Genomic DNA, 16,154 nt, shown 5'->3' with positions numbered 1-16,154 from the left:
AGTCTCGCGCGGCATGCTGATCGCGATCGGGCCGAAGCACTGGCGCGCCGCGGCCGAGCTCGACGACGAAGCCTGGCGCGCGCAACTCCTCGATGTGGCTCGAACCGTCGACGTGAAACGCTACTTCACCGAACCCCGCAATAAAAAGAAATCTCCCGCGCAGCCCGTAGCTCCGCTCGGTCCTAAAGCCCGAGGAGGCCACCTCGCCACACAACGAATCCTCGATCAAGCAAAACAACCGAAAAGCTAGCTTCACAACCCTGGCAGTCATGCCCCCGTTTCTGCGCAATCGATGAACGGATGCAACCTGCCGCTTTATCGCACCGTCGTCGGTCGGCCGGCGATGGGGTTCGAGACTTTCATCAGCGACTCCGACTCGCCTGTCGCCTTCTCCAACTCCGCGGGCACGTTGCCGCTCACGATCTGGCCGGTGCCCAAGACGCTCCAGGCTTTATGATCGCTGCGGGCCAGCATCGTGCCGGAGTTGATGACCGGCTGTTTCGTTTTGATGTCGTAGGCCAAGACCGCGAGCTTCGCGGTGCCGTTGGATTTTACGCGGTTGTAAAGCGCCATCTTCGGAATGCTGATCGGGAGCGGAATCGGGAGTTGAATCTCCGGAATACCGACGAACATTTCTTGCCGATCGGTGCCGACGCCGCCGCTGCCGATCTCGACGCAGACGTTCGCATCGTCGGGCTTCTCGACCAACGTGCAGCCGGCCTTCAGCAATCGCTGGTGCAGGGCGACGACGACGTAGTTCTTGTCGACGCATTCAAGATACTTCTGTTCGACGTACACGGAAGCTCCGGAGATCGAACGGAAATCGACCCGATCGAGCGAACGATCGATCGCGCTGGAAACGAGCAACTGTTCGACTCCCGTTCGCGCCGTGTCCGATTGTTTGATCGACGCACAGCCGACGAAGAGCGGCAGAATCGCCAAGTACGCGCAGCGACGCAAAGCGAGCATGATCGAGTTCCTCAGGATTTGCGACGAACGAAGACGTGTGCCGGAGCGACGATCGAGGGACCGCCGGACCGGCCGATGTTCGGCACTAATTTTCGATTCGGAAATGAACGGAAATGATGTGTGCGGACGAAGGGGAGGCGGGATATAGCGGAACTCCGCACGCGCATCAAGACAAGTTGCCCGTGCCGCCGAGCGGCAACGCCCACTCACTTGAAGCCGCGCGGCCCTCCCACCTACAATGGAAGCGGAGCAAAGGTGCCCGTACTGCCGGCAGAGAGCGATGTTTCCCAATGGCCGAAGACTACTACAAGATACTCGGGGTCGAGCGCAGTGCATCGGCCGCGGATCTGACGAAGGCGTATCGCAAACTGGCCCGGAAGTACCATCCTGATTTGCATCCCGACGACAACGCCGCGAAGCAAAAGTTTAAGGAAGTTCAGCAGGCCTACGATGTGCTGAACGATCCCAAGAAGCGCGAGCTCTTCGATCGCTACGGCTCCGACTTCGACAAGATCAACCCGAGCGGCCCCGGCCCGGGACAAGCCTGGGCACGGCGCGGTGGGCCCGAAGCGGCCGGAGACGACGGACCCGGCTTCGATTTCTCGCAGATGTTCGGCGGCGGCGGAGCAGGGGCGGGGATCGATCTCGGCGACCTGTTCGGGCAATTCGGGCGTGGTGCCGGCGGCGGAGCGGCCGGTGGCCGGCGCACTCGCGGCGCTCGGGCCAAAGGGGCCGATGTCGAGTCCGAGGTGCATGTGCCGTTTAAGACGTTGATCGTCGGCGGCGAGATTCCGCTGCGGTTGATGCGTTCCGATGGGCAGAGCGAAGAGCTCGTCGTAAAAATTCCGGCCGGCATCGAAGAGGGAAAGAAGATCCGGCTGCGCGGCAAAGGAGAGCCCGGCGCAGGAGGTGCGGGCGATCTTTACGTCGTCGTGCGCGCCGAGGCGCATCCCTACTTTCACCGTCGCGGCGACAACTTGCACGTCAAGCTGCCGATCACGCTCGGCGAAGCGGCCGTCGGGGGAAAGATCGATGTGCCGACGCCGACCGGAACCGTGTCGTTGCGCGTCCCGGCGGGCGCGTCGAGCGGGATGAAGTTGCGTATTAAAGGACACGGAGTCGCCGTCGCCGATAAGCCGGCCGGCGATCTTTTCGTCGAGTTGCAAATCGCGCTGCCGAATAAGTATTCCGAAGAAGAACTGGCCGCGATCGAGCGCATCGAAGCCAAGCACAAGCTTGAGCCGCGCAAAGATTTGAACTGGTAGCGAACCGCTGTTACAAGAAACGCCGTTACGCTAAGAAACGCCGCTATACCAAGAAAGACGACCATCGTGACGCTCGGCTTCGGCAGCGATCGACGCCTGCGCACCGGTGCCGAATTCCGCGTCGTCTATCAAGCGCGGGTCTCCGTAGCCGACGGCCTGCTCGTGGTCTACGGCTTGGAGAACGACGTCGGGCTTTCTCGGCTCGGGCTCTCCGTCTCCCGCAAAGTAGGCGGAGCCGTGGTGCGCAATCGTTGGAAGCGGGTCTTACGCGAGGCTTTCCGGTTGCATGTAGCGCAGTTACCAGTCGGCGTCGATTTCGTCGTCGTGCCGCGCTCGGTTGCGCCGCCTTCGATGCCGGAAGCGGCAGAGTCGTTCGTGCGGTTGGGTGGCGACTTGGCGCGGAGATTGGAGCGCCGCCGTTCGCCCGAGCGGCGCTCTCCCAAGCAACCGCGAGATCGGACGTAGCCGTTATGCGACAGCGACTTCTCGCGACGGCGAAACTGCTAGTGCGCTTGCCGGCATTGACCGCGATCGGCTGCGTGCGGCTCTATCAACTCTCGTTGAGCCGGCTTATCGGGCCGGTTTGTCGCTTCGAGCCGTCTTGCAGTCGCTATTTTATCGGAGCCGTCGAAAAATACGGTCTGCTCCGCGGCGGCGCGAAGGGGGTGGCGCGCATCTGTCGTTGCCATCCGTGGCATCCCGGCGGCTACGATCCGCCGTAGCCGGCGTCGTGTTGCGCGGTGCTCGCATCGCGTGCGCAAGTCATATTGACCGCTTGCCGGCGGCTCACTACTCTGCCCGCCCACGTCTCGTCACATCTCCGTTTCACGTCCGTAGCGCTGCGGCATCGTCGTCGTCGGCTTCTCAGAAGCCTACGCATCGATCGCCTCGCAGGCAGCTAGGGAGCGAGCATTCCATGAAAATTTTCGTTCAGCGCCTCGCCGTCGTTCTCGCACTTGTGCCGATTTCGCTCGGCGGTTGCAACGGCCTGTCGATTCGTTCGCAAAGCCCGGAAGATAAATCCGAAGAGCTTTCCGAAAAGCGACAACTCGTGGGCGATGTCTCCGCGCCGTTCGGAATGTTTCCGGTTCGGCTGGAAGCGGTCGGCCTGGTGACGAACCTGCCCGGCACCGGAAGCGATCCGATTCCTTCGCCCGAGCGTGCGAAGTTGCTTTCCGAAATGCATCGCAAAGGGATTCAAAACGCGAATCAAATTCTGGCGTCGAACGCGACCGACTTGGTGCTGATCCGCGGATATCTTCGTCCCGGCATTCAAAAAGGGGACAAGTTCGATCTCGAAGTTCGAGTGCCGACGCGCAGCGAAAACACCGGTTTACGCGGCGGTTGGTTGATGCAGACGCGTCTCACGGAGCTCACCGCCGCCGGCGGCTCGCAACACGAAGGCGAACTCGCGGCGTTCGCCGAAGGTCCGGTGCTCGTCGATCCGACGGTCGACGCCAAATCCGACAAAGTGCTCGTCGGCCGGGGCCGTGTGTTAAGCGGCGGCGTTTCGACCGTAACGCGCCCGCTCGGACTATCGCTCAAAGGTAAATTCAAAAACGTAGCCGTCAGTTCGCTGGTCGGCGCGGCGATCAACAAGCGGTTTCATGTGTACGAAAAAGGGGTGAAGGTCGGTGTCGCGAAGCCGAAGACCGAGGAGTTCATCGAACTCACCGTTCACCCGCGCTACAAAGACAACATCGAACGCTTCGTCCGCGTGATCCGCTCGGTGCCGATTAAGGAAACCCCCGCCGAAGAATTGGCACGGATGCAGGTCTTAGAGCGCAATCTGCTCGACCCGATCACCTCGTCGGCCGCGGCTCTTAAATTAGAAGCGATCGGCAAGGCCGGAATTCCGGTTTTGAAGAAAGGTCTCACCGCTTCGGATGTCGAAGTCCGCTTCTACTCGGCCGAGGCGCTGGCTTATCTCGACGAAAAAGTCGCGGCTCAGCCTTTGGGCGATGTCGCCCGCGACCAACCGGCGTTCCGCGCTTACGCGCTCGCCGCGCTCGGCGCCATGGACGACTTCGATGCCTTCGAAGCCTTGAAGAACTTGCTGGAAGTTCCGAGCGCCGAAACGCGCTACGGTGCCTTCCGCGGCTTATGGGCCATGAACAAGAACGACGCACTCATCAAAGACGAAGCGATCAGCGATCAGTTTCACTACCATTTGCTCAAGGTCGCCGGTCCGCCGATGGTTCACTTCACCCGCAATGCTCGCCCGGAAATCGTGTTGTTCGGCGGCGATCAGCGGTTGGTGCCGCCGGTGTCGCTCGAAGCCGGTCCGAGAATCATGATCAATTCCATCGACGCCGACCATCTTTCGGTGAGCCGCTACGTGGCGGGCGAGGCCGATCAGAAGCGGATTATTTCGACGAGCATCGACGAAATGATTCGCGCCATCGCCGATCTCGGCGGCACCTATCCCGACGTCGTGCAAGCCTTGCAACAAGCACGCGGCACGAAAGCCCTGGCCGGTCGCTTGGAAATGGAAGCCATCCCGCAAGCGGGTCGTGAATTCGAACGGGAAGCGCCAAAGGGAAGTCCGGCGACGGGAGAGGGAGACACCTTGGCGAAGTCCGGCGACACGGCGGACGACGAGAAGGCCGAAGCGAAAAGCATCTACATCGGTGCCCCGGCCCCTGACTTATTTCCTCGTCAAAAGCCGCGTGATCGGCTGCCGAACGTCGCCGATGAGCCGAAAAGTGACGAAAAACAGGACTCGAAGGAGGCCGGCCCGAGCCTTTGGCAGCGAATTACTGGTAAAGTGGCAAGTAAGTAATTCGCTCCCCGCTGATTCCTCACGCTGCCGATTTTCCTCGGCGTTCGCCGCATGCTCAAGGCTCTCGAACTCGTCGGCTTCAAAAGCTTCGCCGATCGTACACGCTTTGAATTCTCGCAAGGAATCACCTGCGTCGTCGGGCCGAACGGTTCGGGAAAGTCGAACGTCGTCGATGCCATTAAATGGGTGCTCGGCGAGCAGAGCGTGAAGAGCCTGCGCGGCAAGGAAATGACCGACGTCATTTTCAACGGCTCGGCCACTCGCACGCCGATGAACGCCGCCGAAGCGACCCTCGTCTTCGACAATTCCGCGAAGCGGCTGCCGATCGACGCCCCCGACGCCGCGATCACGCGCCGCGTGTATCGCAACGGCGAAAGCGAATATCTGATCAATAAGCAACCCTGCCGGTTGCGCGATATTCGCGATCTCTTCTCGGGCACCGGTGCCGCGACCGACGCCTATAGCGTTATCGAGCAAGGTAAAGTCGACGTCTTGCTCCAGTCGTCGCCGAAGGAACGCCGCAACATTTTCGAGGAAGCGGCCGGCATCAGCCGTTTCAAAGCCCGCAAGTTGGAGTCGCTCCGCCGACTGGAACGGGTCGACCAGAACTTGCTCCGCTTGAAGGATATCGTCGAAGAGGTCGAGAACCGGCTGAAGAGCGTGCGCAATCAGGCGACGAAAGCGCGCCGCTATCAAGAACACGTCGAGCACTTGCAACAGCTGCGAACGCAAACCGCGCAGGTCGATTGGCGGCGCATGAGCGAGAAGCTGGTCGAGCAAGAGACGTTGGTCGCGGAGAAGACGACGCGTCGCGATAGCCTGTCGCGCGAGCTCGATACGGCCGAAGCGCGGCTGCTGGAAATCGATGTTCGGCTCGGCGACGTCGTGGCTTCGTTGCGCGTCGTCGAAGGTCGTGGCTCGCAAGCCGTGCAGCGCATCGCGGCCGATGAGTCGGTGATGCATCACGAGCGGGAACGCTGTCGCGAGTTGGAAGAAGAGGCTGCTCGACACCGTCGGCACCTGCGCGACTTGCACGGCAAAGCCGGTGACCAGAAAGTTCGGGTCGTCGAAACGTCGTCGGCTCTCGAATCGGCGCAAACGCAATACGCCGCGTTGACCGAAGGCCGCGCCACGGTCGAATCGCGCCGCACGGCGCTCGACGACCGACGTCGCGTAGCCGAAAAACAACTCGAACGGCTCCGCGCCCACATGCGCGAGCTACAGCAGACCGAAGCCGCCGCCGAGAGTGAGCTCGCCATGCTCGGTGCGCGGCTCGCCGTGCAACGCGAAGAAGCGGCGCGGCGCGAAGCTCGCCACGCCGACTTAAGCGAACGCCTCGCCGTCGCGACGACGAATCTTGCCGAACACCGTGAGCGCCTCAGTGCCTGGGAAGCGCAGCTCGCCTCGGCCTCGGCGGCTTGCCAAGCGGCCCGAGGCGAGATTGCGACGTTGCAGTCGGAGTTGCAGCAAAGCGCCGAGCGCGTCAACGAGATGCGCCGCCGGCAAGCGGCGCTGGCCGAACGCTCGCATCTGCTCGAAGATTTGGAACGCCGCCGCGAGGGGCTTCAAGTCGGCGTGAAGCAAATTCTCGGCCTCCGCGAGAAGCAAGAAGCCGGCCCTCTGCAAGCGACCATCGGTCTCGCAGCCGACCTGATTCGCTCCCCGTTCGATGCCGCTCCGGCGGTCGATGCGGTGCTCGGCGAGCGTGCGCAGTTCATCGTCGTCCCTGCCGAAACCGGTCCGCTCGCAGCCGCGGCTTTCGCCTCGCAGCAACTCGATGGTCGGGTCGGATTCTTATTTCTCGAAGGGCTGCCGCCGGTCGCGATCCCGGCTGCCGATAGTTCGCCGGCGGGGCGGGTCGGCGTCGTCGGGCGTTTAGACTTGCTCGTCGATTGCGACTTCGAGCACCGCGGCTTGGTCCGCTTGCTGCTCGGCTCGACGTGGTTGGTCGAGTCGGTGGCGCGCGGATTGGAATTGCGCGCCGAGTTCCCGTGGCTCGATTTCGTCACGCGACAAGGAGACCTCACCACTGCGGCCGGCGAAATGATCGTCGGGCGCCGCGCTGCGGGAGCAGGGCTCGTTTCGCGACGGAGCGAGTTGCAAGCTCTCCGCGATCAGATCATCGAGGTCGATCAAGAAATCACCGCCGCCGCCGAAGCGTTGAAGCTCGTCGAAGGGCGTGTCGCCGAACGGGAAACGGAATTGCAACTGCTCGTTTCCGCCGAGCGAGGTTTGCTGCAAACCGTGGCCGATGAACGAAGCCGCGGACGGGTGTTGGCTCAGCAGCATGAAGACCTGACGGGCCAGGCGTCGGCCCTGCAACGTGAAACCGAAGCTGCTACGGCCGAGGCGCGCGAAGTGGCTCGGCGTCGCAGCGAAGTCGATCTGCGCATCGCCTCGGCGCAGGGAGACCGACAAACATCTGAAGGAGAGATTTCGGATCTCAAGACGCAGCTCGAATCGTCGGCCGGGGAACGTCGCGAACTCGAAGAACTATTGACCACGGCGAAGATCGAACTCGCGACGAGCGAAGAGCGGCTCAATCATCTGCGCGCGCAAAAGATTCGCCATGAGCAAGACCAAGCCGAGCGCCGACGAGCCCTCGATGAATGCCGCGCGAACTTGGCCGAGTGTTTGATGCGCACTCGCAGCTCGGAGTTCAACATTTTGCGTGCCGAAGGGAACGCGGCGGAAGCGTACTTGGTGAAGGAATCGTCGCTGCGTGAAGCGGCGGCGCAGGTCGAGCGCCAAGAAGGGTTGCGCTCCGAGCGGACGACCCTTGCCACGCACGCTCAGAAGGAACGGAGCCGGCTGCGAGGCCTGCAAGAAGAATTGCACGCGCTCGAGCTATCGGTCGAGACGACGCGCATGGAACGAGCGAACCTCGCCGATCGGATTCGCGACGATTACGGGATCGATCTCGCGACGCTCGAGCTTCCGGCCTCGGCCGAAGAACAGCAACAGCGCGAGGAAGTCGAACGCCAGATCGCCGACCTGCGCCGCAAGATCAACAACATCGGCAACGTGAATCTCGATGCGCTCGACGAGCTTGATGAACTCGAGACCCGCTTCAAGTCGCTCTCGGAGCAGTACGACGATCTGACCTCGGCGAAGAAGTCGCTCGAAGCGATCATCGTGAAGATCGACGCCGACAGCCGGCGGCTCTTCGCCGAGACGCTCGACACCGTCAAAGGCTATTTTCAGATCTTGTTTCGCAAACTCTTCGGCGGCGGGCAAGGAGACATCGTCCTCGAAGAAGGGGTCGACATTCTCGACGCCGGAATCGAGATCTTGGCCCGACCGCCCGGCAAAGAGCCACGCAACATTTCGCTGCTGAGCGGCGGCGAGAAGACCCTGACCTGCGTGGCGTTGTTGTTGGCCGTGTTTCAATATCGGCCGAGTCCGTTCTGCGTGCTCGACGAAGTCGATGCCGCGCTCGATGAAGCCAACATCGGCCGGTTCGTCGGCGTATTGCATGAGTTCCTCGCCTGGACGCAATTCATCATCGTCTCCCACTCGAAGAAGACGATGACCTGCGCGACGACCCTCTACGGCGTCACGATGCAAGAGTCCGGCGTGTCGAAACGGGTCGCGGTTCGCTTCGAAGACGTGCGCGACAACGGCGAAATCATCGAACGTCGTGGCGCGAGCGATGAAGCGAAGTCCGGCGACGCAGCGGCGTCGAACGATACCGACGCCGCCTGACTGCCTCGCTCCGCCGATTGACCGCGCCGTCGGTCTGCCGGATAATCTTCGTATCGCAGCGCTCTGAGAATCGCTTGCTTTCTCGAATCTCGCGCTTCGCTGCCGAGGAGCTCCGAATCATGTCGCATCGCAAACGCGTGCTTGTGTTCCTGGTCGCGCTCGTCGCGGCTTATTGCGGGCCGTCCGTAGGTGTCGCGCTGGCCGAGCCCGGCAAGATCACGCTCGATCGGCCCGGCGATCGGGAATTCGTGCGCGATGAAGCCCACCTGCTCACGCCGGCCGAGATCGCGAAGATCACGCAGATCGGCGACAAGCTGCTCACCGAGAAAGCGACGCCGATCATCGTCGTCACGATCGACAAGATGGCGAATCACGGCGGCGAGGGGATGCGGATCGAAACCTTCGCCAATCTACTATTCGATCAATGGGCCGTCGGTGTTGCCAAAGTGAACGGCCAAGATTGGAACACCGGCATCCTGCTGCTCGTTTCGAAAGGAGATCGCAAGGCCCGCATCGAACTGGGAGACCATTGGCGACACGACCAAGACAAGCTCGCGCAGCAAATCATGAGCGAGCAGATCGTGCCCCGCTTCAAGCAAGGAGACTTCCCCGGCGGCATCTTGGCCGGTGTCGAAGCACTCGACAAGATGGCGCGAGGCCTGACGTTGCCGGCTCCTGCTCATTCGTCGACCGGTTCCACGGGCGGGGCGAGCGGACCTCCGCAATGGCTCGTGATCGTGCTCGGCATCGTGGGAATCGTCACGATCATCTCGCTGATTCGCAGCGGCTCGGGGGGCTGGGCCTGGATCGGCTGGGGGCTGTTGTTCGGCCTCATCGGCACGATCCTCTATCAAATGCTCTCGAATAGCAGTTCAAACAGTTCAGGTGGCGGCTATTCCGGCGGCGGGTTCGATGGTGGCTTCTCGGGCGGCGGAGGGGCGACCGGCGACTGGTAAACGGACACACGCTTCACCTCAATGCCGGGCAAGCACCCATCTCCCGGCTTAAACCTTTCACGACTCTTCACGAAACTCTCCCGCTATGAAACTCCCCAGTCGCACGATCACGGCCGAAGATCGCCATCGGGTCAACGAAGCGATCGCCGCCGCCGAGTCGCGCACCTCGGCCGAAGTCGTCGCCGCGGTGGCCGGTTCCTCCGGTCGCTACGATCGCCCGGAGGATGTCGTCGGGCTGTGGCTGGCGCTGGTCTTGCTGGCCGGCGTTTGGTTCGTTTGGCCGACGCCGGCACAAGAGCTCGGCAGTTGGAGCGAAACCTCGCATGGTTGGCAACTCGCCGCTTTCGCGGCGGCGGTCGTCGTTGGGTTCGTGCTCGGTGCCGTGCTCGGGTCGAAGTCGTGGACGCTGCGCCGGCTATTCACGCCGAGGGTGCAGATGCAGGAAGAAGTATTTGCCCGGGCCCGGCAAACATTCTTCGACCAGCGCATTCACCGCACTGCCGGCGGGTCGGGACTATTGATCTATGTTTCCCTCTTCGAACGGATGGCCGCGATCATCGCCGATCAGTCGGTGTTGGAAAAGCTCGGGCAACCGGCGCTCGACGAGCTGTGCCGGCAACTCACTGCCGAGCTCCGCAAGCAATCGCCGATCGGCGCGATCTGCGACGTGGCTCGCACCGCCGGCGATCGCTTGGCGGCCGTCCTTCCGCGCGCTACGGACGACGTCAATGAGTTGGATGACGGGCTGATCGTCATCGACTAGCGCGGCGGGCTCGTTCGACCCGAGGCTTGGATTGCGCGACGAGCAACGATTGTCGGGTGCGGTGCTCAGCGCTTCTCCTGCGCCGGAATAATCGGAAAAATCGTCGTTTTCGATCCAGAGCGGTGCTGCCAGCCGGATATTTCCGATCGCTCCGGCCGGTTGATCGGTAGCTTCGCAAAAATATCCACAATGGTCCGAACCCTCATTATTGCCGTAAATACTGCGGCGGAATCGCTCGTCACGACGCTGCGGACCGCGATGTTCCTTACACGCGGCAAATGTTTCTAAAGTAAACCCCCGTCCGCAATCGAAAGTAACTTACGGAAGGTCATGTTTTGAAAGTGCGGCTTCGCAAGAAGCGGCCCTCTTGAAACGAGACTGCAGGGGGGAACCTGCCGTCAGCCAAGCGTATTCGTGCTTGCATCGATTGAGCGCAATCCCGCGCGCTCGTTCGGTGTGTCTTGTGGCTGCTCCCCTCTGACCTTGCCTCGCCGGGCAACAGTGCTGCCGGTCGCCTGAGAAGCTCCGTAATCTGCGGGCTGTAACAAGCCTGAAAGGTCGCGCACCGTTTCTTTGGTTTCCGAATGCCGAAGTCGCCGAATGAGATTCTTGGCCGAGGTTTCGATTTCGAAACCGAGACCGAGCCGACAACACCAACACCCGAAGCGAGAAGGGTCCCAACCCAGTTGTTTGCGGTTTGTGTTCCGAACCACCCACGGACACAAAGGGCATGCCCCGATACCGCCGACCGCAAGCAAGGGACCGCATGTGCCGCAAACAACGCAACAGCGGCGCGTGCTCCATAAACCAAACAGCGTATAGACAACGGGAGAGCGTGCGATGAAGGTATTCACTACGGGACAGGTCGCTAAGATCTGTAAAGTGGCCCCCCGCACCGTCAGTAAGTGGTTCGATTCCGGCCGGCTCAAGGGATACCGCATCCCTGGCTCGCAGGATCGACGGATTCCTCGTGAGTACCTGATCAAGTTCCTCAAGGAGCATGGTATGCCCCTTGGCGACTTGGAAGACGAAGCGATGGCCAAGGTGCTCATCGTCAGTCAAGATCAGATCCTCATCGAGAATCTGAAGCGTGAACTGCCGGTTGAAAAATCGTTTAAGCAATCGGTCGCGGCGTCCGGCTTCGAAGCCGGTATCCAAGCCGAGAGTTTCCATCCGGATAGCATCGTGGTCGACTTCTCGATCGGTCGAACCGAGGCCCTCCAAATTTGCCAAAATCTCCGTCGCAATACGGAGTACGCCGAAACGATCTTGATCGCTTTGCTGCCGGACGACGGCAACACGGCGGGCATCGATCGCTCGACGATCAACGAAACGTTCAAGAAGCCTTTCGACGCTGCTCTGCTCGCGGAACGCCTCCGCACGCTGATCGGCGGCCGCAAGGAACTCGTCCGCTAAGTAGTCCGAAATTAGTTCGATATCGCCGATTAGAAGACATCTTAAAAATCGCCACGGTGACCCCCGTGGCGATTTTTTTTTTGCGCTAGCAGAAGACGCGCCTTGGCGGCAGCGGTCAGTTTAGAGAGTTTACAATTCAGCCGTGCCGCGTCGTGGTCCGCTTGCGGTTTCGCGAGCCCTCAATCCGCCCGTCGCAATCTGTTATAATCGCTGGGATGAATCCAGCTCCATATCTAGCATCGCCGCCGCTCCTCTTACCGCATCTCGCGATCGGGTCCGTCGACATCGGGTTCCCCATCGTCCAAGCGGCCTTGAGCGGCTATAGCGACATGGCGATGCGCGTCATCGCGCGTAAGCTCGGGGCTTCGTATACGCTCTGCGAAGTGGTGCTCGACAAGCTGATTCTCGAAGCCGGCAACAAGCTGAAAAAGCGATTTCTCCAGGTCGACCCCGGCGAGCATCCGGTCGCGGGCCAGCTCATGGGCAGCGAGCCCGACCAGTTTGCAGCGGCCGCTCTGGAGCTCGTCGCCGCCGGCTTCGACGTGGTCGACATCAACTTCGGCTGCCCGGTGAAGAAGGTGCTCGGGCGTTGTCGCGGCGGCTTTCTCTTGAGCACGCCCGACACGGCGCTCGAGATCGTCTCGCGCGTGCGCGATGTCGTGCCGCCGCACGTTCCCGTCTCGGTGAAAATGCGACGCGGGCTCGACGACACACAGCAAAGCCGCGACAACTTCTTCACGATCTTCGACGGCGCGTTCGCTCGAGGCGTAGCGGCCATCACGGTCCACGGTCGCACGGTCCATCAGCGCTACGTGGGCCCGAGCCGTTGGGAATTCCTCACGGAAGTGAAACGCCACGCCGGCTCGCGCACCGTGATCGGCAGCGGCGACTTGTTCACGGCGCAGGCCTGCCTCGACATGATCCGTCAGACGGGCATCGACGGCGTGACGGTCGCGCGCGGCTGCATCGGCAATCCGTGGATCTTCGAGCAATGCCGAGCGCTGGCCGCCGGGTTGCCGCTGCCCCCGCCGCCGAGCGTGTTTGCGCAGCGCGAAATCATTCACGAGCATTATCGCTTGGCCGAAGGCATTTACGGCAGCAACCACTTTGGGCGGCAGATGCGCAAGTTCGGCATCAAGTATTCGCGGCTGCACCCGCAAGCCTTGGAAGTTCGCAACGCCTTCATCGCGGTTTCTTGCACGGAACAGTTGCAGCAAGTCCTCGACAAATACTATTCGGAAGACCTGCCGGGCCGGTACCCGCCGGATCACCCCGATGAATCGCCGGAAGACACGACCTGCGAGATTGGGTAACGCAAGTTGCGAGTCGCTTTATAGTGCGTTTGACTCGGAAACCGTCAGGTCGCTTACGGTTTCGCGGAAATCCGTTCCAGCGCCCAACCACAAGCCTCGCGTATCAGAGGCTCCTCGTCGGCCAAGCCTTTCGTGAGTGTCGGAATAGCGTCGATACAGCGTTGATTCCCCAGTACGATCGCGGCGTTGCGCAGAATTCCGCGTCGTTTCGAGCGCCACAGCGGCGTATGCCGAAATCGTTGGCGAAAGCCGGCGTCGTCTAAATCGAACAGCTCGATCAAGTCCAGCGGATGCGAAACGTCGCGCGGCCGGAACTCCGGCTCGTCGACGATCGGCGCTTTGCGATTCCACGGGCAAACGTCTTGGCAGACGTCGCAACCGAAGACCCAATCCCCCTGGCCCGCACGGAGCTCTTCGGGAATCGAGTCGCGTAGTTCGATCGTCGTATAGCTCAGGCACTTCCGCGCATCAAGCACATACGGCGCGACGAACGCTTGCGTCGGGCAGGCGTCTAAGCAAGCCGTGCAGGTGCCGCAATGATCGGTTTCGTGCGGAGCATCGTACGCGAGCTCCTGGTCGGTGAGCAGCGCCGCGAGAAAGAAGTAGCTCCCCCACTGCTTATTGAGCAGCAAGGTGTTCTTGCCGATCCAGCCGAGCCCGGAGAGTTGCGCGAACTCGCGCTCCAGCAGCGGCGCGGTGTCGACGACGCCGCGCACGCGCGCTCCCGGCACGCTCGCGCGCAAGAAGTCTGCCAAAGAATGCAGCCGATCGTGGATCAAGTCGTGGTAGTCGTTCCCCCACGCATAGCGCGAGACCCGACCTTGCCCGGGCTCGATCGGCACCGGTTCCGAGGTGCGATAGCCGATCGCGAGAACGACGATGCTCCGCACTCCCTCGAGTACATGCTTCGGATGCGCATAGGCTGATTCGCGCTCCGTGAGATAGTGCATCGTGCCGCCGTAGCCCGAGGCGAGCCATTGGCGGAGCCGCTCGAAACCGGTCGGCGCGACGGCCGGCGCAATCCCCGTGAGGCTGAAACCGAGCCGTTCGGCCTCGTTTTTTAGCTTCACGGTCAACGTCGAGGCGTGCTCCGCGGCGACGTCGAATGGGGGCGAAAGGGGTGGTTTCAAAGTGTTCGGTGCTCGTCCGCCGGTCGAACTCGGCCGTTTTCCAGTTGTCGGGCCGGTCATTCGGATTAGCCTGGAAGATACGGTACGAAAATCACCGGTTCGGCCTACGGCAGACCGTCGCCGTTTCGGCCGTCGACTCGACTCTTCCGAAACCAACAATCGACTTTACACGAATCGCCTCTTGGGTGCATCTATGATCCGCAACTTGTCGCGTGCCCTCGTCCTTGCCGCCCTGCTTTCCATCTTCGCTCCCGGCGATGCCCATGCGCAATGGGGATGGATGGGCTATCCGCAGTTCTACGGCCGCAACGTCTACACGGTCTACGATCAAGATCGCCTGCCGTACTTCGCGTTGCACCCACCGGTGTACTACAGCCGTGCCGTGCCGCGTACGTTCGGCTACAGCCCGTTCGCTTATCCGGGCATCGTGCAAACGCCTGACGTCGCGCCGGCCGGACCGGAGATGGTGGTCAATCCGTTTATCGAACAGCTTCCTTCGGCTAGCGGCTCGAACGGACCTACCGCGCCGAATGGCGCTCCGACGCCGGCACCCGTTATTTCCCCTTCGCCGAAGGCGGGACCGTTGCAAGGCTTCAAGCCGCCGAAGGCGAACTCGAAGGGAGGCGTCGGTGCCGCTTCGAAAGCCGATAAATCGGCGTCGGCCGTGCCGCACCGCATCGTGAACCCGCACTTCGAGCGCACCATCTTGAACGCGTCGGCAACTAAGCTCGGCCGCTAACGGCAGCGGGAGCGTTCATAAATCGGCAGGCCGGGAAGCAGTGCCGGCGTCCGTCTTCGGTCGTCGCTCCGCTCCGACCGCTCTAGGCGCTCGTCCCGATTTCGCTACTCTAGCACCCCTTCGTAGGGCGAATCGGCAGGGCCGAGTTGCGCCGCGTGGTGTTTTAGCGGAGTTCGAGTTATGGGGCGCTTGCTCGCGCTGGCGATGTTGTTGAGTTTGTGCAGCGGTTGCAAGAACCGACCTGCCGCGCTCGATCCGTTTCTCGGGCGCACGAAAGTTCCGGCACCGCCGACCGGCAGCGTCGGAGCGCAGCCCCCCGGCGCATGGAACTATCCCGCCGCGCCTCCCACGCTGAATACCTCGACGACCGGCAGCTCGATCTACAGCCCGCCGGGCGGATTCAACTCGAACAATAGCACCGGCGCGACGCCGCCGAACCCGTTCACGACTCCCGCGCAACCGGCGACCGTAAATCCTTCGTCGACCCCGGCGCGCTTCACCGGCACGAGCGGCGCAGCGCCGATCGCGCCTTCGAGCATTCCGTCGAACGGAGTCTCCGGCGGACAATCGATTCGCATCGTCGAGCCGTCGGCTATGTCGACGCCGTCTGCTTCGGCCGGCAACTCCGGCACGTATACCGGCGCCGCGCGCGGAGGGGTCGACATTATGGACTTGCCGGTCGCGGGCCGAACGTCGCAACCGAAGACCGCCGAAGGGGCCGGACGCGCCACACAACAAAGCTACACTCAGCCGGCCGCTGCGCCGAGCGCGCCGATCTCCTCGGGAATCGATCCCGCCACCGTGCGCAACTCCACGCTGCCGGGCCAAGAGCCGGCCTTTGGGTTCGACGCGGCCTATTCGCAGCTCAACGGCCGGCTCGAGTATTCCGCAGCCGATAGCCGGTGGATCCTGCGCTACGTCGAGCCGGGGCAGCGGCCCGATCAGGTCGGCGGCGTAGTCGTGCTTTCGCCGACGAGCCCTGTGAACGGGTTCCGCAACGGTGATTTCGTTTCCGTTCGAGGGCGATTGGAAGCCGGCGGCGGGGGGACTTCGCTACCGTCGTACACCGCCGCGAGCGTGACGCCGCAGCGCGATCGGCGCTAGAGCAAAAGCCGT

14 protein-coding genes are annotated in these 16,154 nt (G+C 62.1%); 12 read left to right on the top strand and 2 right to left on the bottom strand.

Annotation, left to right across the window (positions count from 1 at the left end):
* A partial coding sequence (locus K8U03_04790) for a hypothetical protein (GenBank protein ID MCE9604204.1) occupies nt 1–250 on the top strand: 250 nt, incomplete at its 5' end.
* A gap of 65 nt (nt 251–315) precedes the next feature.
* Here K8U03_04790 and K8U03_04785 read toward each other — a convergent pair.
* Nucleotides 316–969: a hypothetical protein gene (locus K8U03_04785; GenBank protein ID MCE9604203.1), complete on the bottom strand. Its 654-nt coding sequence runs from the start codon at nt 967–969 to the stop codon at nt 316–318.
* 290 nt (nt 970–1,259) lie between these two features.
* On the opposite strand from K8U03_04785, the gene K8U03_04780 reads away from it, so the two are divergent.
* The 9 genes from K8U03_04780 to K8U03_04740 all read left to right on the top strand — a co-directional run bounded on the left by K8U03_04780 (nt 1,260) and on the right by K8U03_04740 (nt 13,169).
* The gene (locus K8U03_04780) at nt 1,260–2,234 is read left to right on the top strand and encodes a DnaJ domain-containing protein (GenBank protein ID MCE9604202.1); all 975 of its coding nucleotides are present in this window, start codon (nt 1,260–1,262) and stop codon (nt 2,232–2,234) included.
* Nucleotides 2,235–2,279: 45 nt separating this feature from the next.
* Nucleotides 2,280–2,699, top strand: coding sequence for a ribonuclease P protein component (gene rnpA / locus K8U03_04775; GenBank protein ID MCE9604201.1), 420 nt, complete (start codon nt 2,280–2,282; stop codon nt 2,697–2,699).
* Between the two features lie 5 nt (nt 2,700–2,704).
* Nucleotides 2,705–2,956, top strand: coding sequence for a membrane protein insertion efficiency factor YidD (gene yidD, locus K8U03_04770; protein MCE9604200.1), 252 nt, complete (start codon nt 2,705–2,707; stop codon nt 2,954–2,956).
* A 194-nt stretch (nt 2,957–3,150) separates the two neighbouring features.
* Nucleotides 3,151–5,016, top strand: a complete 1,866-nt coding sequence (locus K8U03_04765) for a flagellar basal body P-ring protein FlgI (GenBank protein MCE9604199.1) — start codon at nt 3,151–3,153, stop codon at nt 5,014–5,016.
* Between the two features lie 51 nt (nt 5,017–5,067).
* Complete coding sequence (gene smc, locus K8U03_04760) at nt 5,068–8,721, top strand: chromosome segregation protein SMC (protein MCE9604198.1); 3,654 nt, start codon at nt 5,068–5,070, stop codon at nt 8,719–8,721.
* Between the two features lie 119 nt (nt 8,722–8,840).
* The gene (locus K8U03_04755) at nt 8,841–9,677 is read left to right on the top strand and encodes a TPM domain-containing protein (GenBank protein ID MCE9604197.1); all 837 of its coding nucleotides are present in this window, start codon (nt 8,841–8,843) and stop codon (nt 9,675–9,677) included.
* 85 nt (nt 9,678–9,762) lie between these two features.
* Nucleotides 9,763–10,440, top strand: coding sequence for a hypothetical protein (locus K8U03_04750; protein ID MCE9604196.1), 678 nt, complete (start codon nt 9,763–9,765; stop codon nt 10,438–10,440).
* Nucleotides 10,441–11,280: 840 nt separating this feature from the next.
* The gene (locus K8U03_04745; GenBank protein ID MCE9604195.1) at nt 11,281–11,856 is read left to right on the top strand and encodes a helix-turn-helix domain-containing protein; all 576 of its coding nucleotides are present in this window, start codon (nt 11,281–11,283) and stop codon (nt 11,854–11,856) included.
* A 215-nt stretch (nt 11,857–12,071) separates the two neighbouring features.
* Complete coding sequence (locus K8U03_04740; GenBank protein MCE9604194.1) at nt 12,072–13,169, top strand: tRNA-dihydrouridine synthase family protein; 1,098 nt, start codon at nt 12,072–12,074, stop codon at nt 13,167–13,169.
* A 53-nt stretch (nt 13,170–13,222) separates the two neighbouring features.
* Here K8U03_04740 and queG read toward each other — a convergent pair whose 3' ends face one another.
* The gene (gene queG / locus K8U03_04735; protein MCE9604193.1) at nt 13,223–14,359 is read right to left on the bottom strand and encodes a tRNA epoxyqueuosine(34) reductase QueG; all 1,137 of its coding nucleotides are present in this window, start codon (nt 14,357–14,359) and stop codon (nt 13,223–13,225) included.
* A gap of 145 nt (nt 14,360–14,504) precedes the next feature.
* Here queG and K8U03_04730 point away from each other — a divergent pair, with 145 nt between their 5' ends.
* Nucleotides 14,505–15,038, top strand: coding sequence for a hypothetical protein (locus K8U03_04730; protein ID MCE9604192.1), 534 nt, complete (start codon nt 14,505–14,507; stop codon nt 15,036–15,038).
* A 180-nt stretch (nt 15,039–15,218) separates the two neighbouring features.
* Nucleotides 15,219–16,142, top strand: a complete 924-nt coding sequence (locus K8U03_04725) for a hypothetical protein (GenBank protein ID MCE9604191.1) — start codon at nt 15,219–15,221, stop codon at nt 16,140–16,142.
* Nucleotides 16,143–16,154 lie beyond the last annotated feature (12 nt).

This window comes from Planctomycetia bacterium (assembly GCA_021413845.1).
Lineage (GTDB): Bacteria > Planctomycetota > Planctomycetia > Pirellulales > PNKZ01 > PNKZ01.
Note: the sequence above shows the minus strand (reverse complement) of the source record. Positions and strands in the feature narration are given on the sequence as shown.